Source organism: Pseudomonas sp. JAI115, from assembly GCF_014200835.1.
Lineage (GTDB): Bacteria > Pseudomonadota > Gammaproteobacteria > Pseudomonadales > Pseudomonadaceae > Aquipseudomonas > Aquipseudomonas putida_A.
Genome location: NZ_JACHCY010000023.1, coordinates 27227 through 51447 on the forward strand (window position 1 = coordinate 27227; position 24221 = coordinate 51447).

Genomic DNA, 24221 nt, shown 5'->3' on the forward strand with positions numbered 1-24221 from the left:
GTGATTCAGGCAAAAATCGTCACGGTCTGCCGACTCATGGCGATCAACTCTCCCTCCGCGCTCCACAGCTTGGCGGCGACATGGCCATAGCCGTCGGCGGCGTATTCGATGTCTGCCAAGTATTTGCACCAGTCCAGCGTGCTCAACTCGCGTAACGGCTGCACGAATTCAATAGTCCAGGTCAGCGTGCTGCCCGGTGCCGGCTTCTTCAGGTACGGCAACAAGGCCGGTGGCCACGCATCCACCAGCGCCAGCAGATGCGCCTCATTGACCGGCTCTTCCTTCACATCGCCACGCAAACGCACCCAGCCGCCCATCTGTCGCGACTTGTTGCCGGTGAACGGCATGCCGCCAACGCTCCAGCGCATCGCCAGGTGACGCATGAACTCCGGGGTCACGCCCTTGATGTAGGGCAACTCCTGGCATTCTTCCCAGTGTTTCATTTCAGCTGCCGGATAGGCCTCGACTGCGACTTCCGAAGGTCGCGAAGCACCAAAGCTGCCCTGCACGATCGTCACTACCTGACCGTTCTGCACAGCCCGGCCCAGCACTTGGCTGACCGCTTTGCCTTCGCGCAACACGTCAACTTCGAAACGCACCGGAATTTCCGGCTCGACCGGGCCGACAAAAGTGATCGCCAACGAACGCACCGAGCGATCCGCCGGCACATTCGCGCGCATGGTCTCGTATTGCAGCGCCGCCACCAGGCCACCAAAACTGGCTCGCCCCTGACCCCACTCGGCGGGAATGGTCACTTCTGGCTGGCGACGGACCGCCTCGATCAGATCGGAAAAGCGCATGACAACCTCGGCAAGCGAAAAAAGGAATGCAGCGATCTTAACCAGCATGGCAGAGCGCCGCAGCGTCTATTCCGGTCAAATGGACTGACAGAAAGGCCTTAAAGTCAGGAAGTAATTCGAACGTGGGAGCGGGCTTGCTCGCGAAAGCGGTGTATCAGTAGACATATCTGTGACTGACACAGCGCTTTCGCGAGCAAGCCCGCTCCCACAGGGGATCTGAGTGGATTCAGGATTTGAAGCAGGCAGCGCTGAGTTTTTCCAGCACCCGATCCGCCTTGGCTTCAGCCTTGATCAGGCCCGCCTGCCAGGTCGCGACGCAGGGTTGCAGATCGCTTTCCAGTTCGGCCCGCGCCAGCCACTGCCAGCAATCGTGCCAGTCACCCAACGCGCCCTGCGCCGACTTCAACCGCGCCAGCGCCGGCTCAGGCAGGCGATCGAGTTCCGGATAGGCTTCGATGCCATAGCGCACGCGTTTGATCAGCAAGCGCAGACGATGGCGGTCGTGGGCCGGATCGTGCAAGGCCTCGTCGAGTTTTTTCCATTGTTTGTGCAGGCGTTTTTCGATGCGCTTGCCCAGACCCTTGAGCAGGCCCTGGCGCTCGGAAGCACGCAGGAATCGCGGGAACGCATCGAGGATGATCAGCAGCGAAGCCACTTCGGCGCTCGCTGCCAATGCTGGATAGGCTTCGTCCATTTGCGCCATGCGTCGCTGTGCGGCTTGCGGTTGATCGTGCTTGAGCAGGTAGGCGGCCAACACCTCGCGATCGCGCCACGGGGTGGTCAACTGCCCCACCGCAGATGCCGCCACTTCCAGTTGCTCGACTCCGGGCAAACCACGCAAGGGTCGCAACAGGCTGCGCAAGCGCCGTACCGTGGTGCGCAAGTCGTGCAGCGCCTCGGGGTCGGTCCGCGCAGTCAGGCGCGCCTGACAGGCCAGCAGCCGCACTTCCAGGCTCAGGACATGAGCCACCAACCGGTCAACCAACCCAGACATCGCTTGCTCCTGATTCAAATGGCTTGAAAGACCAGTCTGCCGCTGCAAGGCAGACGCATCCTTGCGTCAGGTCAGCAGCTTAGCGTCCGGCGCGGGATTCGCGAATATAGAAACGGGCTTTCTCGGCCTTGTTGCTGCAGCCTTCAAAGCCTTCGAATTGCTGCTGAGTCTTGGCAGCCGTCAGCAACGACAGCGCCTTGGAGTAGCTGACTGTGCCGGCGAAACCTTCGGCCTTGGCCAGGTCCAGTTCATGCCACGCCGCATCCAGCTGACTGCCACAGCTGTCCCGATAAGCAGTCTTGCCCGCGCAACCGGCCAATGCCAGCGCGATCAACGGCACACAGATCCAGGCTTTCATCACTCACACCTCAAAATAGGTCAACAGTCGTGCAGGTAAGACGTTGCGACGCGGGAAAAGTGCCTTGGCGCCCCATGAATCTGCGGCGACCAAAGCATAGCGCCGAGCGGTCACGGAGTATCGAAAAAACGACGCCCCTGCCGTCTCCAGCGACCCTGCCGATTGTCGCCCGCCCCCCGAAGGGTGCATTGTGGAGCCTTGTCGGGAGGAAGTTTGATGAAAAAGCGTGTCGCACTGGTGCTGGGCTCCGGAGGCGCCCGGGGCTACGCCCATATCGGAGTCATTGAGGAGATCGAAAGACGCGGTTACGACATTGCCTGCATTGCCGGTTGTTCGATGGGCGCGGTGGTCGGCGGGATCTATGCGGCGGGCAAACTTGACGAGTACCGCACCTGGATCGAAACCCTCGACTATCTGGATGTGCTGCGGCTGGTAGATGTGAGTTTTCGCCTCGGCGCAATTCGTGGCGAAAAGGTCTTCGGGCAGATCCGCAAGATCGTCGGCGAGATCAATATCGAAGACCTGCGCATTCCCTACACCGCCGTCGCCGCCGACCTCACCAACCAGCAGGAAATCTGGTTTCAGGAAGGCTGTCTGCATCAGGCAATGCGCGCCTCGGCGGCGATTCCCAGCCTGTTCACCCCGGTGATGCAGGGCAACCGGATGCTGGTGGACGGCGGCATTCTCAACCCGTTGCCGATCGTGCCGGTGGTGTCCAGCCACTGCGACCTGATCATCGCGGTCAACCTCAACGCGACCAACCAGCGCCACTACAAATTACCGGTGATCCAGCGCCCGCCAGCGTTTCGTTCACGCTTCGACAGCCTGCTCAGTTCGCTGGGTTCGAAGATGCCGTTCCGCCGCAAACAGGCCGAACAATTGCTGTTGCTCGAACAGGAAGCCCTGCGCGCCGAAGCCGCCGACATCAACCCGTGGCTGGAAGGCAGCGAGCCGGAAAGTCAGCAACCGGCAGCCGCCCCTGAGCGCGAAGGCGCACCGAAGTCCGCCACCGGTTCTTTCATCATCGACAACGTCGGGCCGGCGTCACTGCTGGACCTGATCAACCAGAGTTTCGAGGTGATGCAGACCTCGTTGGCGCAGTACAAGATCGCCGGCTATCCGCCGGACATCCTGATCAACGTGCCGAAGCGCGTGTGCCGGTTTTTCGAGTTCTACAAGGCGCCGGAACTGATCGCGCTGGGACGGGAAATTGCGCGGGATACGCTGGATCGGTATGAGAGTGAGCAGGGTTGATCGGGCCTGATTTCTCGGGTGTGTTTGATGACATCTTCGCGAGCAGGCTCGCTCCCACAGGGGATTTGTGAACGACGCAGATCCAGTGTGGGAGCGAGCCTGCTCGCGAAGAGGCCAGATCAGCCAACATCACTCAACAACCGATATCCAACCCCCGCCTCCGTCACAATAAACCGCGGCCGCGTCGGATCATCCGCCAGCTTCTGACGCAAATGCCCGACCACAATCCGCAAGTAGTGACTGTCCTCGGTATGCGTCGGCCCCCAGATGTCCTTGAGCAATTGCTGCTGGGTGATCACCCGGCCCGGATGCCGTGCCAGTTGCGCCAACACTGCGTATTCCTTGCGAGTCAGCGCCACTTCGGCACCGTCGAGCAGCACTCGTCGATAGGCCAGATCCACGGTCAATGGGCCGAACGTCAGCGCTGCTTGCTGGGCCTCGCCGGCCGGTGCCTGACGCAACAGCGCACGGACCCGGGCGAGGAATTCCTGAATGCCGAACGGCTTGGTCACGTAGTCATTGGCGCCGCCATCCAGCGCTTGGACTTTCTGCCCTTCGCTGGCCCGCACCGAAAGCACCAGCACCGGCGCGGTGGCCCACTCGCGAAACTCGCGCAGCACCTGCTGGCCGTCCATGTCCGGCAGGCCGAGGTCGAGCACCAGCAGGTCGGGTTTGTTCAGCGCCGCTTGGGCCAGCCCCTCGGCGCCGGTGCCGGCCTCGAGCACTTTGTAGCCTTGTGAGGCGAGGCTGATGCGCAGGAATTTACGGATCTGCGGTTCGTCATCGATGACCAAAATGGTCGCGGTCTGGCTCATGAATTCACATCACCACAAAAGATTGGCAAGAGAGTAGCGCAGTCGCGATCAGGCTTCATTGTCCATCCCCGGTTGCGTCTGCAACGGCAGGTGCAGGGTGATGCTGGTGCCGCGCCCGTCGATGCCGTCGGCGACGCTGATGCGCCCGCCATGCGCGCCGACCATGCCCTGACAGATCGCCAGCCCCAGACCGGTGCCCTGCCCGCCACGATCACCACGGGCGGCGGTATAGAACATGTCGAAAATTTTCGCTCGCTCGTCCTCGGGAATCCCCGGCCCCTCATCGCTGACTGTGAAGAAGATCTCTTCGTTATTGGCACCAGCACTCAATTGCAAACGACCGTGAACCGGCGAGAAGCGCGCAGCGTTTTCCAGCACATTGACCAGCGCCTGCTCGATCAGCGCCGCATGCACGAACAGCAGCGGCAACTCGGACGGCACGTCGGTGCTGACCTGCAACGGCGCAAGCACCGCACGCAGGCGATTTAGCGAACTGCCGACGATGTCCGCCGGCGCTACCCAGTCGCGCGCGAGCTTCAATGCACCGTGGCCGAGGCGGGTCATGTCCAGCAGATTCTGGATGTAACGGTCGAGGCGTTCGGCTTCGTCGCGGGTGCCTTCGAGCAACTCGCGGCGATCCTCCAACGGAATGGCTTCGCCGAGCGCCAGCAGGCTGTCGATGCTGCCGCGCATGGCGGTCAGCGGTGTGCGTAAATCATGCGACACCGAGGCCAGCAACGCGCTGCGCAATTGCTCGGTTTCGCCGTGCAGGCGCGCAGCTTCCAGATCGTCCGCCAGTTGCGCACGGGCCAGTGCCTGAGCCAGTGGCTGACTCAAGGCAGTGAGCAAGCGTCGACGCTGTCCGCTCAAGGTCTGGCCTTCTTTGGCGCAGACCCCGAGCAGCGCCAGCGGCCCGTCCTCCACCGACAGCGGCCACCACCACCAGCGACCGAACGGCAGCGTACCGGTGCCCATGCCGGCCGGTTGATCGTGTTGCCAGGCCCAGTCGGCGGCGGCGCGTTCGGATTCGCTGAATTCCAGAGGCCCGCCGGTCTCGACTTTCCAGCCGCCCTGGCCGTCGCGGTTGAGCAGGCACAATTGCAGATCGCTCCAGCCGTTGAGGTGCTGCGCCGCAGCGCTGACCACCGCTTGGCGGTCCGTCGCCGCAGTCAGTTTGCGCGACAGGTCGAGCAGCTCCGTGGTCTCTTCTTGCGTATCGCGCAATGCCTGCAACTGCCGCCGCTGACGCGCCGCGAGGTTGCCAGTGAGCGCCGCCATCAGCAGGAAGAACAGCAAGGTCAAAACGTCTTCTTCGCGCTGGATGGCGAAGGAAAAATTCGGCGGAATAAACAGAAAATCGTAGGTCAGAAACGACAACGCCGCGCAGGCCAGCGCCGGGCCCAGACTGCTGCGCACCGCCACCAGCAACACCGCCGCGAGGAACACCAGCGAGATGTTCGGCAGCGGCAAAATACTCGATACCGCCCACGCCAGCGCACTGGCCAGCAGCGTGGCAACCAGCGCCAACAGATAGTCGAACCAGACCAGCGTCGGCGTCGTTCGCAGGCGCAGTTGCGGGTGTTCATGATCGTTATCGAGTACGTTGATTTCCAGGCCGTGGGCCTGGCGCAGCAAACGCGCGGCGAGCCCACCACCGAACAGGCGACGGCGCAGACTCGGCCGCGACTGGCCAACCAGCAGCAGACTCGCACGGCGTTCGGCGGCATGCTGGATCAGGGTTTTCGCCACTTCGCCGGCGCGCAACAACACCACCTCACCGCCGAGGCGTTCAGCCAGTTGCTGGGCATTTTGCAGGCGCAGGCGCGATTGCTCGTCGCGCACCGTGCCGTTGTCGACATGCACCAGACTCCACGGCAAATGACGGCGCTGGGCCACGCGGCTGGCGTGACGCACCAGGCGTTCGGCATGCGCATCGCCATCGACGCCGACCAGCAAACGCCCGCGCACCGCCGGAGCTGCCTGACCAAGTTGGCGATAGCCTTGCGCGAGATCGTTATCAACCTGCGCGGCCGCCGTTTGCATCGCCAGCTCGCGCAACGCGGTGAGGTTGGTCTGGGTGAAAAACGCATCGATCGCCGCCCGCGCCTGTTCTGGCACGTAGACCTTGCCTTCGCGCAGACGCTCCAGCAGCTCGCGCGGTGGCAGGTCGATCAGCAGCAGTTCGTAGGCTTCCTGCAGCACCCAGTCCGGCAGGGTTTCGCGCACCTGCACGCCGGTGATGCCGCGCACCTGATCGTTGAGACTTTCCAGGTGCTGGACGTTGACCGTGGTGTAGACGTCAATGCCGGCGGCGAGCAGTTCCTGAATATCCTGCCAGCGCTTGGCGTGGCGACTGCCGGGGGCGTTGGTGTGCGCCAGCTCATCCACCAGCACCAGCTTGGGTTTGGCCGCGAGCAGGCCGTCGAGGTCCATTTCTTCGAGCATCACGCCACGGTATTCCGAGCGCACCAGCGGCTGCTGCGGCAAACCGCCGAGCAGCGCTTCGGTTTCTGCACGGCCATGGGTTTCGACGACACCGGCGATGATTTTCACGCCCTGGCGCAATTGCGTGTGCGCGGCCTGGAGCATGGCGTAGGTCTTGCCGACCCCGGGGGCGGCGCCGAGGAAAATCTTCAGCCGGCCACGGCCGTCGCGGGGCAGGTCTGCTAACAGCGCGTCGGCGCGGCCGGAGTCGCTCATGCTTGATGTTCTCTCTTCCAGATAGTTATGCGGTGTTCTTTCGGTCCTCTTCGCGAGCAGGCTCGCTCCCACATTTGGAACACGTATTCCTGTGGGAGCGAGCTTGCTCGCGAATGGCCGCGCCGCCGGTTCAGAGTTTTTCCAGCGCCATGTTCAGCTCCAGCACATTCACCACCGGCGGCCCCACCAGCGGCTGTTCGATGTGCGCATCGAGCAGTTGCTGCAAAGTCGACACAGGCAGGTTGCGCGCTTGCGCGACACGCGCCAGTTGATAGGCAATTGCCGCCGGTGGCAAGTGCGGATCGAGGCCGCTGCCGGAGGTGGTCAGCAGCGCCAAGGGCACCGGCCCCTGGCCGGGCACCTGCAACTTGTTGGCGTCGTCGATTACCCGAGTGGCCAGCGCCGGATTGCTCGGCGCGAGGTTGCTGGCGCTGCTGGAAACGGTCGCGAAGGCGCCCGCCGAAGGACGCGGATGAAACCACGCATCACCGACGAAATCCTGGGCAATCAGCGACGAGCCGCGCACCTTGCCATCGGCATCGTGCACCAGGCTGCCGTTGGCCTGTTCAGGGAAAGCGACCTGCGCAACGCCGGTCACCACCAGTGGATAGGCCACGCCGGTGACCAGGGTCATCAGCACCAGCAGGCTCAGGGCCGGACGTATCATTGTGGACATTGCAAAATCCTCGAATTCAGAAAGCGGATACCGCGTTAATTCAGGTGGACCGAGTCGACTTCATCGCCAGCAGGCTGGCTCCCACAGGAGGCCGCATTGCAAATGTGGGAGCGAGCCTGCTCGCGAATGGATCACACCAAATGCAAAGCCGTGAGCAGCATGTCGATCGCCTTGATCCCCACGAACGGCACCAGAATCCCGCCCAGTCCGTAGATCAGCAGGTTGCGCCGCAGCAGTGCCGCGGCACTCGCTGCCTGTACGCGTACGCCACGCAATGCCAGTGGAATCAGCACGACGATGATCAAGGCGTTGAAGACGATCGCCGAGAGGATCGCGCTCTGCGGACTGGTCAAGTGCATGATGTTCAGCACGCCCAGTTGCGGATAGATCGCGGCGAACAGCGCCGGCAGAATCGCGAAGTATTTGGCCACGTCGTTGGCGATGGAAAACGTCGTCAGCGCACCACGGGTCACCAGCAATTCCTTGCCGATCTGCACCACGTCCAGCAGCTTGGTCGGGTCGCTGTCGAGGTCGACCATGTTGGCTGCTTCGCGTGCGGCTTGCGTGCCGTCGTTCATCGCCATGCCGACGTCAGCCTGGGCCAGCGCCGGGGCATCGTTGGCACCGTCGCCGCACATGGCGACCAGACGACCGTCGTTCTGCTCAAGACGGATACGTGCGAGTTTTTTCTCCGGGGTGGCCTCGGCGAGCACGTCATCGACGCCCGCTTCAGCCGCGATGGCCGCCGCGGTCAGAGGGTTGTCTCCGGTGACCATCACCGTGCGAATCCCGAGTTTGCGCAGCTCGGCGAAACGCTCGCGAATGCCTGGCTTGACCACGTCCTTGAGATGGATCGCACCCAGCAGCTTGCCGTCGGCGCAGACCAGTAACGGCGTACCGCCGCTCTGCGCGATCTTGTCGATTTCCCGCGACAGCGCCGGGGCCAGATCGGAGCGTTGTTGACCGAGGAACGACAGCAGCGAATCGACTGCGCCCTTGCGATACACGCGGCCCTGATAGTCGACACCGGACAAGCGGGTTTCCGCACTGAACGGCACGGCAGTCAACGTATCCAGTGCCGGCTCGGTTTGCGGATGCAGACCGCGCAGGTACTCGACGATGGATTTGCCTTCGGCGGTTTCGTCCGCCAGCGAGGCAAACAACGCGCCTTCGGCCAACTCGCGACCACTCACGCCCGGCGCCGCATACACCGCGCTGCAACGGCGGTTACCGAAGGTGATGGTGCCGGTCTTGTCCAGCAGCAACACGTGCACGTCACCGGCCGCCTCCACGGCGCGCCCGGATTTGGCGATCACGTTCAGCCGCACCAGTCGATCCATCCCGGCAATACCGATGGCGGACAACAGGCCACCGATGGTGGTCGGAATCAGCGTGACCAGCAGCGCCACCAGGAACACCAGCGGCAGGCTGCCGTTGGCGAAGTGGGCGAACGGCTGCAGGGTCACCACCACCAGCAGGAAGATCAGGGTCAGGCCGATCAGCAGGATATCCAGCGCGACTTCGTTCGGGGTCTTCTGGCGTTTGGCGCCTTCGACCAGCGCGATCATACGGTCGAGGGTCGATTCACCGGGGTTGGCGGTGATCTTCACCAGCAGCCAGTCGGACACCAGACGCGTGTTGCCGGTAACCGCGGAGCGATCGCCGCCGGACTCGCGAATCACTGGCGCCGATTCACCGGTGATCGCCGCTTCGTTGACCGCGGCAATACCTTCGATGACTTCGCCGTCACCGGGGATCATCTCCCCCGCTTCGACGCGCACCACGTCGCCTTTGCGCAGGCTGGCGGCGGGTACCACCTGAAAGCTGCCATTGGCCAGTTTGCGCCGCGCGCTGAGGCCTTCGCTGCCGGCCTTGAGGCTGTCGGCGCGGGCCTTGCCGCGACCTTCGGCCAAGGCTTCTGCGAAGTTGGCGAACAGCACGGTGAACCACAGCCACAGAGCAATCTGCGCGGCGACGAACGTCGGCACGACGTTGTCCGGGATGAAGCACAGCACGGTGGTGAAAATCGCCGTCAGTTCGACCACCAGCATCACGGGCGAACGCACCAGTTGGCGCGGGTCGAGCTTGACGAAGGCTTGCACCAGCGCCGGACGCCACAGGGCCGAGATCGCGGTTTTCGGTGCTTCTGCCGACTGGGTCGGCACCGCAGGTTTTGCAGGAACATGCATATTCATGATCGATTCCTTAGAAGCCCATGCTCAAGTGTTCGGCGATTGGCCCCAGCGCCAGAGTCGGCAGGAAGGTCAGGCCGCCCACCAACAAAATGGTCACGGTCAACAGGGTCACGAACAGCGGGCCGTGGGTCGGAAAGCTGTTCTGGCCGATCGGTGCGGTTTTCTTCATCGCCAGGCTGCCGGCCAGGGCCAGTACCGGCAGGATGTAACCGAAGCGACCGATCAACATGCCCAGACCGAGCATCAGGTTGTGGAACGGGGTGTTGGCACTCAGGCCACCGAACGCCGAACCGTTGTTGGCGCTGGCCGAGGTGTAGGCATAGAGCAACTGGCTGAAACCGTGCGGGCCGGGGTTGCTGATGGTCGCCGCCGGGCCAGGCAAAGCCGCCGCGATGGCGCCGAGTACCAGCACGCCCACCGGCATCACCAGCAAGGTCACCACCAGCAATTGCACTTCCCGCGCCTGCAGTTTCTTGCCCAGGTATTCCGGGGTGCGGCCGATCATCAGGCCGGCGAGGAACACCGCGATCAGCACGTTAAGCAACATGCCGTAGAGCCCGGCACCGACGCCGCCGAAGATCACTTCGCCGACCATCATGTTGACCAGCGCCACCATGCCGCTAAGCGGGTTGAGGCTGTCGTGCATGCCGTTGACCGAACCGTTCGACGCTGCGGTGGTGGTCACCGACCACAGCACGGTGGCGGTGGTACCGAAGCGTGCTTCCTTGCCTTCCAGCGGCGCGGTCTGTTCGACAGCAACATTGTTCAGCGCCGGGTTGGGCTGATATTCGGCCCACAGCGAAGTCGCGCCGCCGATCAGGAACAGCGCCAGCATGCAGGCGATGATCGCGCGGCTCTGACGCTGGTCTTTCACGTAATGACCGAAGGTGAACACCAGCGCTACCGGAATCAGGATGATCGACGCGAGTTCAAACAGGTTGCTCCACGCGGTCGGGTTCTCAAACGGATGCGCCGAGTTCACACCGAAGAAGCCACCGCCGTTGGTACCCAGTTGCTTGATCGCAATCTGGCTGGCCGCCGGGCCGAGCGGGATCACTTGATCGACACCCTGCATGGTGACGGCATTGACGTATTGCGCGAAGGTCTGCGGTACGCCCTGCCACACCAGGTACAGCGCCAGCAGCAGGCACAGCGGCAGCAGGCCATAGAGGGTGGCGCGGGTCATGTCGACCCAGAAGTTGCCCAGAGTCTTGGTTGACTTGCGACCGATGCCACGGCACAACGCAACCAGCACGGCGAGACCGGTGGCGGCACTGACGAAGTTCTGCACGGTAAGGCCGACCATCTGACTCAGATAGCTGAGGGTCGCTTCACCGCTGTAGGACTGCCAGTTGGTGTTGGTCATGAAACTGACCGCGGTGTTGAACGCCTGAGTCCATTCCTGGCCCGGCAGGTTTTGCGGGTTCAGCGGCAGGTGATCCTGAAACAACAGGATCGCGAACAGCAGCAGGAAACCGGCGAGGTTAAACGCGAGCAAGGCCAGCGTGTACTTCTGCCAGCTCTGCTCAGCCTGCGGATCCACCCCGGCAATCCGATAGCAACCGCGCTCGACCGGGCCGAGAATCGGTGTCAGCCAGGTGCGCTGACCTTCCATCACCTTGTAGTAAAAGCGCCCGAGGAACGGCGCCGGCAGCAAGACCACCGCAAAAAACGCGAGGATCAGCCAATATTCATAACTGTGCATAGCCGCTCCTAGTTCCGGTCCGCGCGCAACAGCGCAACCAACAGATAAATGAACAGCCCGGCTGCCAACAGCAGGGACACCCCGTCCAGAACGCTCATGGAAGATCTCCGTGTTACGGCGTATTGCCGCGTGTGGAGGCATTGTCCGAAAAGAGGCTGTAAAGGAACGAGACCGAGGGGGTTAGCTAGGCATAAAGAAAGCGTAAAGAGTGGGTTTATGCTGGCGTTACAGCGGGGTTTTGCGCCGTATGGGCTGGCCTCTTCGCGAGCAGGCTCGCTCCCACATTTTGAAATGCATTCCCCTGTGGGAGCGGGCTTGCTCGCGAAGACGGCATAACCGACAACATCGCACCCAACTGGCGCACAAAAAACACTCATCCAGCCGCGAACATCCCCGATACGACAGCTTTCAGCGCATTACGACCTGACTCCCAGCAATGGCACGCGCGCTGCACACGCCCTCACCCGAGCTTTCCAAACCGTTCCGGGAGCAAGCGCATGAACACACAACTCAAACCCACGCTGGGCACCTTGCACCTGTGGGGCATCGCCGTCGGGCTGGTGATTTCCGGCGAGTATTTCGGCTGGAGTTACGGCTGGGGCGTGGCCGGCACGCTGGGTTTTCTGGTGACCTCGTTCATGGTCGCCACGATGTACACCTGTTTCATCTTCAGCTTCACTGAACTGACCACGGCGATTCCCCATGCCGGCGGGCCGTTCGCTTACAGCCGTCGTGCGTTCGGTGAGAAAGGCGGGCTGATCGCCGGGCTGGCCACGCTGATCGAATTCGTTTTCGCACCTCCGGCGATTGCGCTGGCGATCGGCGCCTACCTGAATGTGCAATTTCCAGCGCTCGACCCGAAACACGCGGCAGTCGGCGCCTATATCGTGTTCATGACTTTGAACATCCTCGGGGTGAAACTGGCCGCGACGTTCGAACTGATCGTCTGCGTGCTGGCGGTGATCGAATTGCTGGTGTTCATGGGTGTGGTCGCACCGGCGTTCAGCTTCAGTAGCTTTGCCCTGAATGGCTGGGCCGGTTCCGATGTGTTCGGGCCGCCAGCGATTGCCGGGATGTTCGCCGCGATTCCATTTGCGATCTGGTTTTTCCTCGCCATCGAAGGCGCGGCGATGGCCGCCGAAGAAGCCAAGGATCCCAAACGCACGATCCCCAAGGCCTACATCAGCGGGATCCTGACCCTGGTGTTGCTGGCGATGGGCGTGATGTTCTTTGCCGGAGGCGTCGGTGACTGGCGCACCCTGGCGAACATCAACGATCCGCTGCCGCAGGCGATGAAAACCGTGGTCGGCGACAACTCCGGCTGGTTGCACATGCTGGTGTGGATCGGCCTGTTCGGGCTGGTGGCGAGTTTCCACGGGATCATCCTCGGCTACTCGCGGCAGTTCTTTGCCCTCGCCCGCGCCGGTTACCTGCCGGCGTCGCTGGCGAAACTCTCGCGCTTCCAGACCCCGCACCGGGCGATCATCGCCGGCGGCATCATCGGCATCGCCGCGATCTACAGCGATGGTTTGATCAACCTCGGCGGCATGACCCTCACTGCGGCGATGATCACCATGGCCGTGTTCGGCGCGATCGTGATGTACATCATGAGCATGCTCAGCCTGTTCAAGCTGCGCAAAACCGAACCCAATCTCGAGCGGACTTTCCGTGCGCCGTGCTATCCGCTGATTCCGCTGATCGCACTGGTGCTGGCGGTGGTGTGTCTGATCGCCATGGCCTGGTTCAATGCACTGATCGGGCTGATTTTCCTTGGCTTCATGGCGGTCGGCTTCGGCTACTTTCTGCTCACCGGGCAACTGCGCGCTGACGCTCCGGCCGATGCGATGCTGACCGGCCGCTGAGGGATTTCGGGTACACCGGGCTTAACCGGCCTAGAATGGAACCACTGCGAACTCACTTCGCTCAAAGTGGTATGCAGCGTCGCTGGCGAAACCCTCGCCCGCCGAGCTGCCATTAAGGAGAGCCGTTATGCCCTGGTATGCCTGGTTGATTCTGGTCGTTGCAATCGGCTCGATCGTTGGCGGATTGATGATGCTGCGCGACACCGCCAACAAGGTTGAACTGACCGATGAAGAACGCAAACGCGTTGCACAGCGCAACGCCGAAGCGGACATCAAAGACGCGCAGGATCGCTGAACGAAGAACCCCGCCTGAATCGGCGGGGTTTGTTTTTTGTGCGGAGTATTAACTCCAAGGATCGTGTTGGACTCAGCGGCGCGCTTTTAAGAAGTAGAAGTACAGTCACCATGTCATTTACCTTGGTTAAGATGGTGGTCTTGTTGCGGAGAGTTCCACATGCGTTACTCGCAAGATCATAAAGCTCAAACCCATCAGCGGATCATCAAGGAAGCCTCGGCGCGATTTCGCAGAGACGGCATTGGTGCTACCGGTCTGCAACCCCTGATGAAAGCACTGGGGCTGACCCACGGCGGCTTTTACTCACACTTCAAATCCAAGGACGAACTGGTCGAAAAAGCCTTGCAGGAGGCAAGCAATCAAGTCGATGGTCTGTGCGCCGAGATCTTTGCCAAGGAACAGCCGCTGCAGGCGTTTATCGACACCTACCTGTCCGAATGGCATCAGACCTCCCCGCACGAAGGCTGTCCGCTGCTGACCATTTCCTCAGAGCTGGGTCTGCGCGGCCAGCCGAGCCCGACCAGTGATGCGGTACTCAATGCCCGACTGAGTCAAATCGAAGGCACCCTCGAGGGCGACAACAACGCCGACCGGGCCATTGTCATCATGTCGACGCTGGTCGGCGCGCTCTTGCTGTCACGCAGTGTCGCTGACGTCGAGCTTGCCCAACGCATCCTCGACGTCACGCGCGATCACCTCAAGCAATCGCAGGACTAAGCCTGCCAGCGCTTGAACAGCAAACTGGCATTCACTCCGCCAAAACCGAAACCGTTGGACAGGGCATACTCGATTGGCATCGACCGCGCCTGACCGTGAACGATATCTACACCCGCACTCGCCGGATCGGGATTGTCGAAGTTGAGCGTCGGCGGGACGACCTGATCCCGGATGGCCAACAAGGTGAAGATCGCTTCCAACCCGCCGGCAGCGCCGAGCAAATGCCCGGTGGCGGATTTGGTCGAAGTCACGGCGATTTTATTCTCCGTACCGAACAGCGCCTTGATCGCTGCCAACTCACCAAGATCGCCCACCGGCGTCGAGGTCGCATGCGCATTGAGATGCTGCACCTGATCTGGCGCAACACCCGCCTGAGCCAGCGCCAACTGCATCGCCCGTCGTGCACCGCTGCCGTCCTCCGGCCCGGCGGTGAGGTGATAGGCGTCGGCAGTGGTGCCGTAACCGACCAGCTCAGCCAAAGGCTGCGCGCCACGTGCCAGCGCGTGCTCCAGCGATTCGATCACCAGCAGACCGGCGCCCTCGCCCATCACGAAACCATCGCGACCGCTATCAAAGGGTCGTGAGGCACGTTCGGGGGTGTCGTTGTAACCGCTGGACAACGCTCGCGCCGCGGCAAAACCGGCCAGGCTGACCCGATCGATGCAGGCTTCCGCGCCGCCGCAAACCGCGATATCCGCTTCACCGGCACGAATCATCCGCGCAGCATCGCCGATTGCCTGGACCCCGGCAGCACAAGCAGTCACCGGTGCGCCGAGCGGGCCTTTTAAAGCGTGCTGGATCGACACATGACCGGCCGCCAGATTGACCAGAAACGATGGAATGGTGAACGGCGACAGCCGACGCGGGCCACGACTGTCGGTGGTGCGTACGGCGTCGGCGATTGCACCGAACCCGCCAACACCGGAGCCGATGATGGTCGCGGTGCGCTCCTGATCCTTGGCCTCGGACGGCTGCCATCCGGCTTGCGCCAACGCTTGGCGCGCCGCTTCCATGGCGAACAGGATGAAGCGATCCATCTTCTTCTGCTCTTTGGGCGGCGTGGCAAGATCCGGATCGAAACCGGCCTCGACGTCATCCGCCGCCGTTGGCACCATCCCGGCGACCCGGGTCGGCAGATCTGCGCTCACCGCCTCCGGCAAATTGCGCAAGCCCAAGCGCCCGGCGAGCAAGCGCTGCCAGACCCTCTCGACGTCACTGCCCAAAGGCGAAACCAGGCCCATACCGGTGACAACAATTCGACGCTGACTCATACCGCAGTTACCTCTTATCAATTTTTGTAGCGTTGGGCCGCGGAGCTGCGCGACAGATTCGGTGCCATGACATGCCGTGCACGCACAAAGGCCTGCCATTCACCCTCGTCAGGCAGCGACGGGATGGTAATCAACTCGCCCTGATCCAGGCCGGCCAGTGCCGCGTCGACCATCTCGCCGGCTTCCATCACCATCTCCGCCGGTATGCCACTGGCGTCGATGCCGGAACGCTCCCAGATTTCGGTGCGGGTAACGCCAGGCAACACCGCTTGCACCTTTACGCCAGTGCCTTCGAGCTCGGCGTTGAGCGATTGAGTCAGGCTCAACACGTAGGCTTTACTGGCGCTGTAGGTCGCGTTGAAGCGTTCAGGAAAAAGCGCCACCACCGAGGCGATGTTGATGATCGTGCCGCGTCCGGCCTTGGCGAAACTGGCGGCAGCCGCCGACGCCAGCAACGTCACCGCGGTGACGTTCAACTGGATCAGACGCTCCAGTTGCTCGGCATCGGAATTGGCCAGCAAACCATCGGCTGCGACCCCCGCGTTATTCACCAACAGGCTGATGCTCGAATCACTGCGCAGGCGTTGCTGGAGTTTGAGGACATCATTCTTTTGCGTCAGATCGGCCTTGAGCACTTCGACCTTTACACCGTGGGCCTCGCGCAACTGGTTCGCAGCGGTTTCCAGACGCTGTTGATCACGTGCCACCAACAGCAAATCAAAACCACGCGCTGCCAGCCGCTGCGCGTAGATGGCACCGATACCGGACGATGCGCCAGTGACGACAGCGGTACCTTGAGACTGGACTGAACTCATGAGAGCGCTCCTGAAACATATTGGGAGATAGGCCTCCAACGCTCACTGGCCTGGAGGTGACGGAAATTATTATAGGCATAATCCAAAGACAATATGATACCCATAATTTTCAGCTCACCGACAAACGCGACGCCACTCCCTCTGTCGCATCTCTACCACCAGAAAGCAGAAAGGCCGGTCAATGACCGGCCCCTTGGCGTTGAATAATCAGCTTAGTTCACTTCCAGCTTGTCGCGGTTGCGATCCAGGATCGCCTTGCCGATGCCCTTCACTTCAAGTAGTTCATCCACCGAGGCGAATGGCCCATTAGCATCACGATACGCAATAATCGCCTTGGCTTTCGCCTCGCCGACTCCGGCCAATTGTTTTTGCAGAGTGGCTGCGTCGGCACCGTTGAGATCGACCTTTTCACTCGACGGCAATGTCACGTTATCGCTCACCATCGTAGCCTTATCCGTGTTCTGGACAACGGCAGGTGCCGCCACTACAGCGATTGAAGCACTGGTGAGCAAAGCAAAAACCAGAGAGTAGAAAAAACCGTTACGCATAAATGACGCTCCATCATCGTTTGGGAAAGCAGCTTTTCCGAAGCTGCTCTCCAAACTTAGGCGATGGTTGGCGGGTGTCAAAAATGCGTCTATTACAGGATGTGAAACAATCAGGGTTCCAGGCGGCGCTGCTGGTAGATCCAGTCGACGATTTCGCCATCGGGGGTGTAACCGCTGACAGTTTCGCGCAAGAGCTGGCGGACGCGGGAATAATCGTCTTTTTCGACCGCATTCAGCAATTCGCTCAACCTGTCTTTTAATACATCCCAAGGCAAGTGATCTTCATTGGCCGTCATGATCATGGGGTGCGCCGTAGCGGCCACGTTCTCGCCAATCAGCAGTTCCTCGTAGAGCTTTTCACCGGGGCGCAAACCGGTGAACTCAATCGAAATGTCGCCTTGAGGATTTCGTTCTGAACGAATACTTAATCCGGACAGATGAATCATCTTCTCTGCCAATTCGACAATCCGTACTGGCTCGCCCATATCGAGAACGAACACATCGCCGCCCTGCCCCATCGAGCCGGCCTGAATGACTAGCTGCGCAGCCTCGGGAATGGTCATGAAGTAACGAGTAATCTTCGGATGAGTTACCGTCATAGGTCCGCCGGATTTGATCTGGCTGTGAAACAATGGAATCACAGAGCCGGATGAACCCAGTACATTGCCGAACCGTACCATGGTAAAGCGAGTTTTGTTGACCCTGGAGATATTCGCCTTGTCGCCGAACAAAACGGGAGCAACCTCGCGACTCAATGCCTGAAGCGTCAATTCAGCTAGGCGCTTGGTGCTTCCCATGACATTCGTAGGACGTACAGCCTTATCAGTGGAAATCAGCACGAAATTCGATACGCCCGACTGCAGCGCCGCCTGTGCGGTATTGAGCGTGCCGATCACGTTGTTCAGCACGCCTTCGGCAATATTGTGCTCAACCATAGGCACATGCTTATAAGCCGCCGCATGATAGACCGTGTCTACCTGCCAGGTTTTCATAACATCAAGCATCTTGTCCTGGTAGCGGATCGACCCCAGAATCGGCAGCAACCGCACTGGTGCCGATTGCCGAGAAACGCGCTGCTCAAGCTCAGACAAAATGCTGTATAGATTGAATTCGCTGTGCTCGAACAGAATGAGTATTGTCGGTCTCAGGGCGAAAATCTGCCGACACAACTCAGCACCAATCGACCCTCCGGCGCCGGTAACCATTACAGTTTTGCCTTTGACACAACGCTGCAAAAGTTCCGGCTGCGCGGGGACAGCATCCCGCCCCAGTAAATCAGCGATATCGACTTCCTGAATGTCCTCCACCTTGACCCGACCGCTGGCCAGATCGGTAAAGTTGGGCACACTGCGAACATGCAGTGGGTAACCCTCCAGAAAATTGAGAATCTCCCGGCGACGGGCACGTGTTGAAGATGGCAGGGCCAAAAGAATTTCCTGAGCCCCGGTTTCATCGATCATCTGTTGAATGTGTTTGGGCTTGTAAACCTGAAGTCCGGAAATCGAACGATCGGAAATACCGGGATCGTCGTCTATAAACGCCACAGGGCGCAGTACCCGCCCCATGCGCAAAGCTGCCAATAACTGATTGCCAGCCACTCCGGCGCCATAAATAGCAACCTTGGTTAGACCGTCATCGCGATTTGTAAAGGGAACGTGCTGCGAAGCGGAAAACCAGTCCCCCATAAAGTACTGGCGCATACACAGGCGCAGGCCGCCGATGATGACGAGACTCAACCACCAATAATTGAAGATGATGGAGCGTGGGACAACGGCCTGGTGGTTGCTATACCAATAGACGACAAGTGCCAGGATCAGAGACGACAAGCTGACAGCTTTGACAATCGTGACCAGAGCATCATTGCCAAAATAGCGCATGACGGCGCGATACATCCCAAAGCGAATAAATAATGGAATGGCAATGACTGGCGCGCAGGCGAAAAGCCATAAATGGATTTTGAGCGGGTTATACATGTCGTCAATGCCCAGACGAACGATGAACGCGAGCCACAGGGCGCCCCAGACCAGCAGCACATCCGCGAAGACCTGGATCAGCCTTTTCTGCCGTCGAGGCAACCCTAGCAAGAAAGCTCTCACACTATCCATATATCTTTCCGCCACCTCAGCTTGCTCCGTTTAACTGAAAAAACACCGGTCAAAAACATGGCTGTGCCCCAGCCAAACAAGCCGAATTCTAAGCCAATCCAATGATACAAACGACCGAAATCGTCGCCTCAGGTCAGCTAGGTCCTCTTCCACTATGACTTTACGATTGATCGTTTTCAGGGCACCTCGATGCCCCAGACCCAACTTGGGGCCTTCAGTTGCATCAGGAAACCTTTTATCTCTGTGTGGCGTACGTGTGATGTCATTTCGCTGTGCAAAAATCGTCTGCAGCCTAGACACGTGAAATTCCCAGCCCCAATTATTACACTTTGTCATGATTACCATGCGCCAGAAAACTACTTTTCCCAAATCCTTAAACGCCCAGATCGTCCAATAGTGCCTGCAATCTAGCGTGTCGATGGCAAGTTTAGCCCTGCGTCACGGTATCAATGCCAACATGGTTAGAAAGTGGATACCTGCTCCTCGTGATCGTCGGAGGCCAACGGCCTCCCTTTGGTTCTTTAAATTAGCGTACGCAATAGAACCCGATCCGCAGATTTCCTTCAGCATCAAGGTTTCGCTCGGACAACAAAAGCTCACCTTTCGACAATAATCCAATCAAAAACCGGATCAGGCGTTGATCACCTGAAAGCTGGAACTGCTGTTCGCCGGGTCGCTACGCAGCGATTAACGGGCGGCAGCGATCATAAGTTTGATTCAGCCGGCGCGTATCAATGGTCTGAGCGCTTCGTGAACACGATCAAGCGTAAATACTTGATGTACATGCCCAGCTTGGGGTGAGAAACGGCCTTTCGCAACTTGGCAATCGCCTTTGAACACCACAACGATCAACATCCGCATTGTGCTTTGAACTATCACTCGAAAGGAAATTTAGACGCTTGGCAGCAACATCAATTCAATAGGGAGTTGGTGTCAGGTCGCCGTATGCATCGCCTGTGAAGTCACTCAAACGCTAAAAGCTGACGCGTTTCGAAGGAAACAACGGCAGAACTGGCCGTGACCAGCCGTTTTTTTACTGCGCTATCGCCAACGATCCGATCAGATCCGGCCCGATCAGGAAATATGCGCAATAACAGCGATCCGATGACAGAGGGGGCGAACGGATCGAGCAACGGTCATCGAGAAGTTCACTATTGAAGTCGCAGGGGAATTCAAGTCAGACTTCAAGCGCATGATGAAGAAACACGGCCTCAAAAACTAGCAGGTGGCGCATCAGAACCCACTGCGCCACTTGATCTTGACACAAATTTACGCTTTAAATTCAACATAGGCCGTTCAACATATTTCCAACTACCGTAAGCAAGCACAAGCGTCAGAGGCAACGCGAAAATTACCACTGCAACTGGGTTAGTTAAGGTAAAAGCCGTAATCACTGCCTTCTGAACAGGCCAAGCAAAAATATATGTTCCATATGAGAGATCCCCAATTTTCTTCAAACTAAAAACCTGGGGAATTCCGATAGCGATAAATATCGTAATATAAGACACCGTCAAATATAGAACCGCAGCTTGACTAGTAGTACCTTTAGCAATATACATCGCGATAGCCAAGAGAATCGCCAGCGCCCCCGAGAGTGGAATTTCCTTTCTGTAAATATAAGAAAATGAACCAATAAAGAAGAAAAGACCATAATGCAACAGAGACCAGGTCTGAACCGCTTTGAAAATGAAGGCTCCACGATTCGCGTCCGAAATATTTAGGTATAGCGAGCTGTATATGGAGATCGAAATGAAGACTAGAAGGGACAGCGCCGCCATTCTCTTAGTTAATAGTCGAAACATGACCAATATCGGAAGAAATATATAAAGAGAGCACTCTATAGGTAAAGTCCAGAGAGAACCGTTTACATGGGGATAGGTTCCACCCTCAAAGACACCCGGGAGATTATATTGTATCGGGAAGACCATGAAATTAAGGAGATGATCAAAAGTTATTGGGCTAGTAACGTACTCCTTAAACCCAAGAGTTGTAAAAAAAAACACCTATTACAACCACATCAAACAAAGAAACCAACAGTAGAGCAGGTATAATTCTAAGCAACCTAGAAACTACATATTCCTCCGCCGATCTTTCGAGTGCAGACTTTGTAACAAGCAACCCGCTTAAAACAAAAAAAACACATACGGCGAGACTCCCGCCTCCTATCAGTCCACCGGTTAAAAATGCGACGGGATCCACCTCTGAGCCCGTCAGCGGCCAGCTATGAGCTATAAGAACCAATATCGCAGCTAAAATTCTTATCAAGTCAATATTATTGTATTTTGAATCAAGCGCAGCTTCTATTGTTTTCATTTTAACTCACGTAACCAGACACATAAAATTGATAAAACATTGGCCTCAACCTTGCCTGTATTACGCTAAAGCAAAGAAGTTGATGCTTTTGAATTCCGGTGAATGCATGACCACTCTAAAGGGATAGTGCACGCTTTCAAAGATCCGTATCGCCGTCTTGGAATGTTCGACCCGGCAAACGTAAACCAACCGCCAACGACTTGGAGGCATAGATAATAACCTATTCCCTGCTCATGGCCCAGTACGGTGGACGGACAATCATCCCCCTCTATCGGGTCCGCCCTGGCTTCCCACCCCCGAAGAAGATGAAACTCAAGGCTGCCAGAAGCGCAGTCATCGATCGCTCTGTCGTAAGGACTCCATAGACCCCATACTCAAAGTGCTTAGCTCGTGTCGGATGTTTTTGCTCCCAATTTCTTTCTGGAGCAACCGCCATGATGCGACCTGACGCCAAAGTCGAAAAAGTCTATCTCTACCCCAAGCCTGTCGACTTCCGAAATCCATCGATGGCCTAGCCGCGCTGGTCGAGTTGGATATCAAGCTTGCAGTATCGACCTAGTGCTTTTTGTTTTGCTCAATAAACCCGTAACCGCGTGATGATCTTGTACTGAGAGCTTAACGGCTTTTGCCCTCGGCTCAAACGTCTGGAGTCTGAACGTTTCAAAACATCGCCCGATGTCACTGACGAGGCTATTGTCCTGACCGTGCAAGAACTCAATTGGCTACTCGATGGTTTCGACCTCTGGCGTAACCATCCCCACCAGGCTTTTACGCCGCGATTCGTAGCCTGATTCGATATAATCCATGGCATGAATTCGTGCCCGACAACCCTCCTGATGATCCTGAACTGCTTAAGCAGATGCCTGCAAAGATGCAATCCAAGATGGGCGTGCTCGAAGAACAAGATGCACTGCTAAGACAGCGGTTGCTTGATCGAAAATCGGAGCAGGCGATCGACCCGGAGACTCCGCAGATGGCGCTGTTCAATGAAGTGGAACACAAGGTTGATCTGGCGCACGAGAACGTTGAAGAAGAGGTCGTCACTCCCGCCAAACGCCGAGGCAGGCGCAAGCCACTACCTACCGATCTGTCGCGCATCGAAGTATCCATGAACTGCCCGAGCATGAATTGACCTGCGTCTGCAGCTGCCCCAAACATACCATTGGCGAGAAATCAGCGAGCAACTTGAAATCGTGTCGATGCAGATCCGGGTGATCAAACATGTTCGTAAAGTCTTCAGTTGCCACGACTGCGAGACCGCGCCGGTCACGGCGGACACGCCTGCTCAGTTGATTGAAAAAGCATGGCCAGTCCGAACGTTCTGGCGATGTTGCTGCCCACCAAATATATGGACGGCTTGCCGCTTCATAGATTTGAAAAAGTACTGGGCGGCCACGGCATCGATATCCCTAGCCAGACGCTGGCACGCTGGGTTACCCAGCGCGGTGAGCACTTGCTGCCACTGCTAAATTTAATGCGCGATAGCCTTTTGGCCGGTCGCGCCATCCACTGCGATGAAACCCGGGCACAGGTGTTGAAAGAACCTGACCGCGAGCCAAGCAGTCAGTCGTGGATGTTGGTGCACACCAGCGGCCCACCGGATAAGCCGCTAATACTTTCTGACCACTCCACCAGCCGAGCACAGGAGCTGCTTAAGCGCCTGCTCGATGGCTATCGTGGCTACGTCATGACCGATGATTATGCCGGTTACAACGCGCCGGGTGCCCAATCAGGAGTTGAGCGTATAGAAGGCTGGGCCCATGTTCGTCGCAAATTCGTTGAAGCGCAGAAAGTGCAACCAAAAGGTAAAACGGGGCGCGCAGATAACGCGCTGAATCTGATCAACAAGCTTTACAGTATCGAACGCGACCTAGGCTTGCGGCGACGCTGAACGTAAGATCGGTCGTCACGAACAAAACTTGTCGATACCGGCTCAGTTGAAAGCAGGATCGAAAGAGGCAGTCACAGGTCACCGCTCAGAACGCCCTGGAAAAAGCCATCAGTTACCTCACAAGTAACTGGAGCAAGCTGGAGCGATTCGTCGAGGAAGGCTACCTGCCGCTCGACAACAACGACGCTGAGCACGCGATCCGGCTCTTCGTGATCGGAAGAAAGAAGTGATTGTTAGCGACACGCCCAAGGGCGCGACGGCCAATGCTCAATTTTACAGCCAGGTCGAGACTGCCAAAGCCAACGACCAAGAACCCTATGTGCGTGGCTGCGCCACGCATTGGAACACCTGCCAACGGCGACATCGGTTGAGACTACGAAGCCTTGCTGCCTTGGAACCGCTCGCCCGCATCGTCCAGCTGAGCGCCCCCCCTCCATTTAAGGACGGTGGGGCTTGTGGAGCGCTTATCGCCTATTTGCCTCAGAAGTGAGAAATAACTCCGGACAATCAATACTAAATTCAGCTCTTTCTATATTCAAAGGCCCATTCACTACTAATCCTTGGTATATGTACGTAATCCTGAGACTGACAATATTCACTCCACCCCTGAGCAAGATATACATAAACTCTACAAAAAATCAAATACGAGCAGTATAGCCATATGGTTTTTTGACCTCTCCGATTATTCCTGTCGCTATTGATTTGCTTGGCATGAAGTCCTGTACGCGCTTACGGGTTTGGAGCCCTTCACTGGCTTCATGGGTCTTTGCTTTTTAGGCGCAGACCTATATGGCAATAGAAAAAAAGAGAGGCTGCTTGGACGGCATCCAATGTGTCAGGTTTTATTGGAGCCGGTATTCTGATCGCCTTTTCTACCTTCTGGCTGCCGGTACACAGAGGTGCCCCG

The 24221-nt window shown here is 58.5% G+C and carries 19 protein-coding genes and 2 pseudogenes; 6 read left to right on the plus strand and 15 right to left on the minus strand.

The window, feature by feature from the left end; genetic code table 11:
* Positions 1 to 5 precede the first annotated feature (5 nt).
* The 3 genes from HDC30_RS28110 to HDC30_RS28120 all read right to left on the minus strand — a co-directional run bounded on the left by HDC30_RS28110 (position 6) and on the right by HDC30_RS28120 (position 2152).
* On the minus strand, positions 6 to 800 hold the full coding sequence (locus HDC30_RS28110) for an acyl-CoA thioesterase II (protein WP_183786060.1): 795 nt from the start codon (positions 798 to 800) through the stop codon (positions 6 to 8).
* Between the two features lie 226 nt (positions 801 to 1026).
* Entirely contained in the window at positions 1027 to 1794 is a 768-nt protein-coding gene (locus HDC30_RS28115; RefSeq protein ID WP_183786062.1) for a CHAD domain-containing protein, read from the minus strand.
* Between the two features lie 79 nt (positions 1795 to 1873).
* On the minus strand, positions 1874 to 2152 hold the full coding sequence (locus HDC30_RS28120) for a hypothetical protein (RefSeq protein ID WP_007963692.1): 279 nt from the start codon (positions 2150 to 2152) through the stop codon (positions 1874 to 1876).
* A gap of 216 nt (positions 2153 to 2368) precedes the next feature.
* Between HDC30_RS28120 and HDC30_RS28125 the strand changes: the two genes are divergently transcribed.
* A complete protein-coding gene (locus HDC30_RS28125) occupies positions 2369 to 3406 on the plus strand; it encodes a patatin-like phospholipase family protein (protein ID WP_047598663.1) in 1038 nt (345 codons plus the stop codon).
* Positions 3407 to 3525: 119 nt separating this feature from the next.
* On the opposite strand, the gene HDC30_RS28130 is transcribed toward HDC30_RS28125, so the two are convergent.
* The 6 genes from HDC30_RS28130 to kdpF form a co-directional block, all read right to left on the minus strand.
* On the minus strand, positions 3526 to 4221 hold the full coding sequence (locus HDC30_RS28130; RefSeq protein ID WP_096794947.1) for a response regulator: 696 nt from the start codon (positions 4219 to 4221) through the stop codon (positions 3526 to 3528).
* 48 nt (positions 4222 to 4269) lie between these two features.
* Entirely contained in the window at positions 4270 to 6921 is a 2652-nt protein-coding gene (locus tag HDC30_RS28135) for a sensor histidine kinase KdpD (RefSeq protein WP_183786064.1), read from the minus strand.
* Between the two features lie 130 nt (positions 6922 to 7051).
* On the minus strand, positions 7052 to 7597 hold the full coding sequence (gene kdpC, locus HDC30_RS28140) for a potassium-transporting ATPase subunit KdpC (RefSeq protein ID WP_108183417.1): 546 nt from the start codon (positions 7595 to 7597) through the stop codon (positions 7052 to 7054).
* 131 nt (positions 7598 to 7728) lie between these two features.
* Positions 7729 to 9792 (minus strand): potassium-transporting ATPase subunit KdpB, encoded by a 2064-nt coding sequence (kdpB, locus tag HDC30_RS28145; RefSeq protein ID WP_183786066.1) that lies wholly within the window; start codon positions 9790 to 9792, stop codon positions 7729 to 7731.
* Between the two features lie 10 nt (positions 9793 to 9802).
* Positions 9803 to 11497, minus strand: a complete 1695-nt coding sequence (gene kdpA / locus HDC30_RS28150) for a potassium-transporting ATPase subunit KdpA (protein WP_183786068.1) — start codon at positions 11495 to 11497, stop codon at positions 9803 to 9805.
* 8 nt (positions 11498 to 11505) lie between these two features.
* Positions 11506 to 11595 carry a K(+)-transporting ATPase subunit F gene (gene kdpF, locus HDC30_RS28155; protein ID WP_007963673.1) on the minus strand — a complete coding sequence of 30 codons (90 nt, stop codon included), beginning with the start codon at positions 11593 to 11595 and terminating at the stop codon, positions 11506 to 11508.
* Positions 11596 to 11994: 399 nt separating this feature from the next.
* On the opposite strand from kdpF, the gene eat reads away from it, so the two are divergent.
* From eat to HDC30_RS28170, 3 genes are all read left to right on the plus strand, one after another.
* Complete coding sequence (eat, locus tag HDC30_RS28160) at positions 11995 to 13359, plus strand: ethanolamine permease (protein ID WP_027612450.1); 1365 nt, start codon at positions 11995 to 11997, stop codon at positions 13357 to 13359.
* Positions 13360 to 13486: 127 nt separating this feature from the next.
* The gene (locus HDC30_RS28165) at positions 13487 to 13654 is read left to right on the plus strand and encodes a DUF2897 family protein (RefSeq protein ID WP_003226857.1); all 168 of its coding nucleotides are present in this window, start codon (positions 13487 to 13489) and stop codon (positions 13652 to 13654) included.
* 159 nt (positions 13655 to 13813) lie between these two features.
* On the plus strand, positions 13814 to 14371 hold the full coding sequence (locus tag HDC30_RS28170) for a TetR/AcrR family transcriptional regulator (protein WP_115989193.1): 558 nt from the start codon (positions 13814 to 13816) through the stop codon (positions 14369 to 14371).
* Here HDC30_RS28170 and fabF read toward each other — a convergent pair.
* From fabF to HDC30_RS28200, 6 genes are all read right to left on the minus strand, one after another.
* On the minus strand, positions 14368 to 15642 hold the full coding sequence (gene fabF / locus HDC30_RS28175) for a beta-ketoacyl-ACP synthase II (RefSeq protein ID WP_183786070.1): 1275 nt from the start codon (positions 15640 to 15642) through the stop codon (positions 14368 to 14370). The genes HDC30_RS28170 and fabF overlap by 4 nt on opposite strands.
* 17 nt (positions 15643 to 15659) lie before the next feature.
* Positions 15660 to 16457: an SDR family oxidoreductase gene (locus HDC30_RS28180; RefSeq protein ID WP_097088337.1), complete on the minus strand. Its 798-nt coding sequence runs from the start codon at positions 16455 to 16457 to the stop codon at positions 15660 to 15662.
* 212 nt (positions 16458 to 16669) lie between these two features.
* Positions 16670 to 17005, minus strand: coding sequence for a helix-hairpin-helix domain-containing protein (locus HDC30_RS28185; RefSeq protein ID WP_183786072.1), 336 nt, complete (start codon positions 17003 to 17005; stop codon positions 16670 to 16672).
* Between the two features lie 110 nt (positions 17006 to 17115).
* Positions 17116 to 19110, minus strand: a complete 1995-nt coding sequence (locus HDC30_RS28190; protein ID WP_183786074.1) for a nucleoside-diphosphate sugar epimerase/dehydratase — start codon at positions 19108 to 19110, stop codon at positions 17116 to 17118.
* A 1211-nt stretch (positions 19111 to 20321) separates the two neighbouring features.
* Positions 20322 to 21113, minus strand: a complete 792-nt coding sequence (locus HDC30_RS28195) for an acyltransferase (RefSeq protein ID WP_183786076.1) — start codon at positions 21111 to 21113, stop codon at positions 20322 to 20324.
* A complete protein-coding gene (locus tag HDC30_RS28200) occupies positions 21085 to 21423 on the minus strand; it encodes an acyltransferase (protein WP_183786078.1) in 339 nt (112 codons plus the stop codon). The genes HDC30_RS28195 and HDC30_RS28200 overlap by 29 nt, the downstream gene beginning before the upstream one ends.
* A 629-nt stretch (positions 21424 to 22052) precedes the next feature.
* Between HDC30_RS28200 and tnpB the strand changes: the two are divergent.
* Both tnpB and tnpC read left to right on the plus strand, forming a co-directional pair.
* Positions 22053 to 22214: pseudogene (tnpB, locus tag HDC30_RS29680) on the plus strand (IS66 family insertion sequence element accessory protein TnpB); the annotation flags it as partial.
* Between the two features lie 68 nt (positions 22215 to 22282).
* A pseudogene (tnpC, locus tag HDC30_RS28210) lies at positions 22283 to 23736 on the plus strand (IS66 family transposase).
* Positions 23737 to 24221 lie beyond the last annotated feature (485 nt).

Excerpts from the sequence above, each read along its gene's own strand:
- HDC30_RS28110 (WP_183786060.1), bottom strand. The coding sequence starts at position 800 with ATGCGCTTTTCCGATCTGATCGAGGCGGTCCGTCGCCAGCCAGAAGTG.
- HDC30_RS28115 (WP_183786062.1), bottom strand. The coding sequence starts at position 1,794 with ATGTCTGGGTTGGTTGACCGGTTGGTGGCTCATGTCCTGAGCCTGGAA.
- HDC30_RS28120 (WP_007963692.1), bottom strand. The coding sequence starts at position 2,152 with ATGAAAGCCTGGATCTGTGTGCCGTTGATCGCGCTGGCATTGGCCGGT.
- HDC30_RS28125 (WP_047598663.1), top strand. The coding sequence starts at position 2,369 with ATGAAAAAGCGTGTCGCACTGGTGCTGGGCTCCGGAGGCGCCCGGGGC.
- HDC30_RS28130 (WP_096794947.1), bottom strand. The coding sequence starts at position 4,221 with ATGAGCCAGACCGCGACCATTTTGGTCATCGATGACGAACCGCAGATC.
- HDC30_RS28135 (WP_183786064.1), bottom strand. The coding sequence starts at position 6,921 with ATGAGCGACTCCGGCCGCGCCGACGCGCTGTTAGCAGACCTGCCCCGC.
- kdpC (WP_108183417.1), bottom strand. The coding sequence starts at position 7,597 with ATGTCCACAATGATACGTCCGGCCCTGAGCCTGCTGGTGCTGATGACC.
- kdpB (WP_183786066.1), bottom strand. The coding sequence starts at position 9,792 with ATGAATATGCATGTTCCTGCAAAACCTGCGGTGCCGACCCAGTCGGCA.
- kdpA (WP_183786068.1), bottom strand. The coding sequence starts at position 11,497 with ATGCACAGTTATGAATATTGGCTGATCCTCGCGTTTTTTGCGGTGGTC.
- kdpF (WP_007963673.1), bottom strand. The coding sequence starts at position 11,595 with ATGAGCGTTCTGGACGGGGTGTCCCTGCTGTTGGCAGCCGGGCTGTTC.
- eat (WP_027612450.1), top strand. The coding sequence starts at position 11,995 with ATGAACACACAACTCAAACCCACGCTGGGCACCTTGCACCTGTGGGGC.
- HDC30_RS28165 (WP_003226857.1), top strand. The coding sequence starts at position 13,487 with ATGCCCTGGTATGCCTGGTTGATTCTGGTCGTTGCAATCGGCTCGATC.
- HDC30_RS28170 (WP_115989193.1), top strand. The coding sequence starts at position 13,814 with ATGCGTTACTCGCAAGATCATAAAGCTCAAACCCATCAGCGGATCATC.
- fabF (WP_183786070.1), bottom strand. The coding sequence starts at position 15,642 with ATGAGTCAGCGTCGAATTGTTGTCACCGGTATGGGCCTGGTTTCGCCT.
- HDC30_RS28180 (WP_097088337.1), bottom strand. The coding sequence starts at position 16,457 with ATGAGTTCAGTCCAGTCTCAAGGTACCGCTGTCGTCACTGGCGCATCG.
- HDC30_RS28185 (WP_183786072.1), bottom strand. The coding sequence starts at position 17,005 with ATGCGTAACGGTTTTTTCTACTCTCTGGTTTTTGCTTTGCTCACCAGT.
- HDC30_RS28190 (WP_183786074.1), bottom strand. The coding sequence starts at position 19,110 with ATGGATAGTGTGAGAGCTTTCTTGCTAGGGTTGCCTCGACGGCAGAAA.
- HDC30_RS28200 (WP_183786078.1), bottom strand. The coding sequence starts at position 21,423 with ATGAAAACAATAGAAGCTGCGCTTGATTCAAAATACAATAATATTGAC.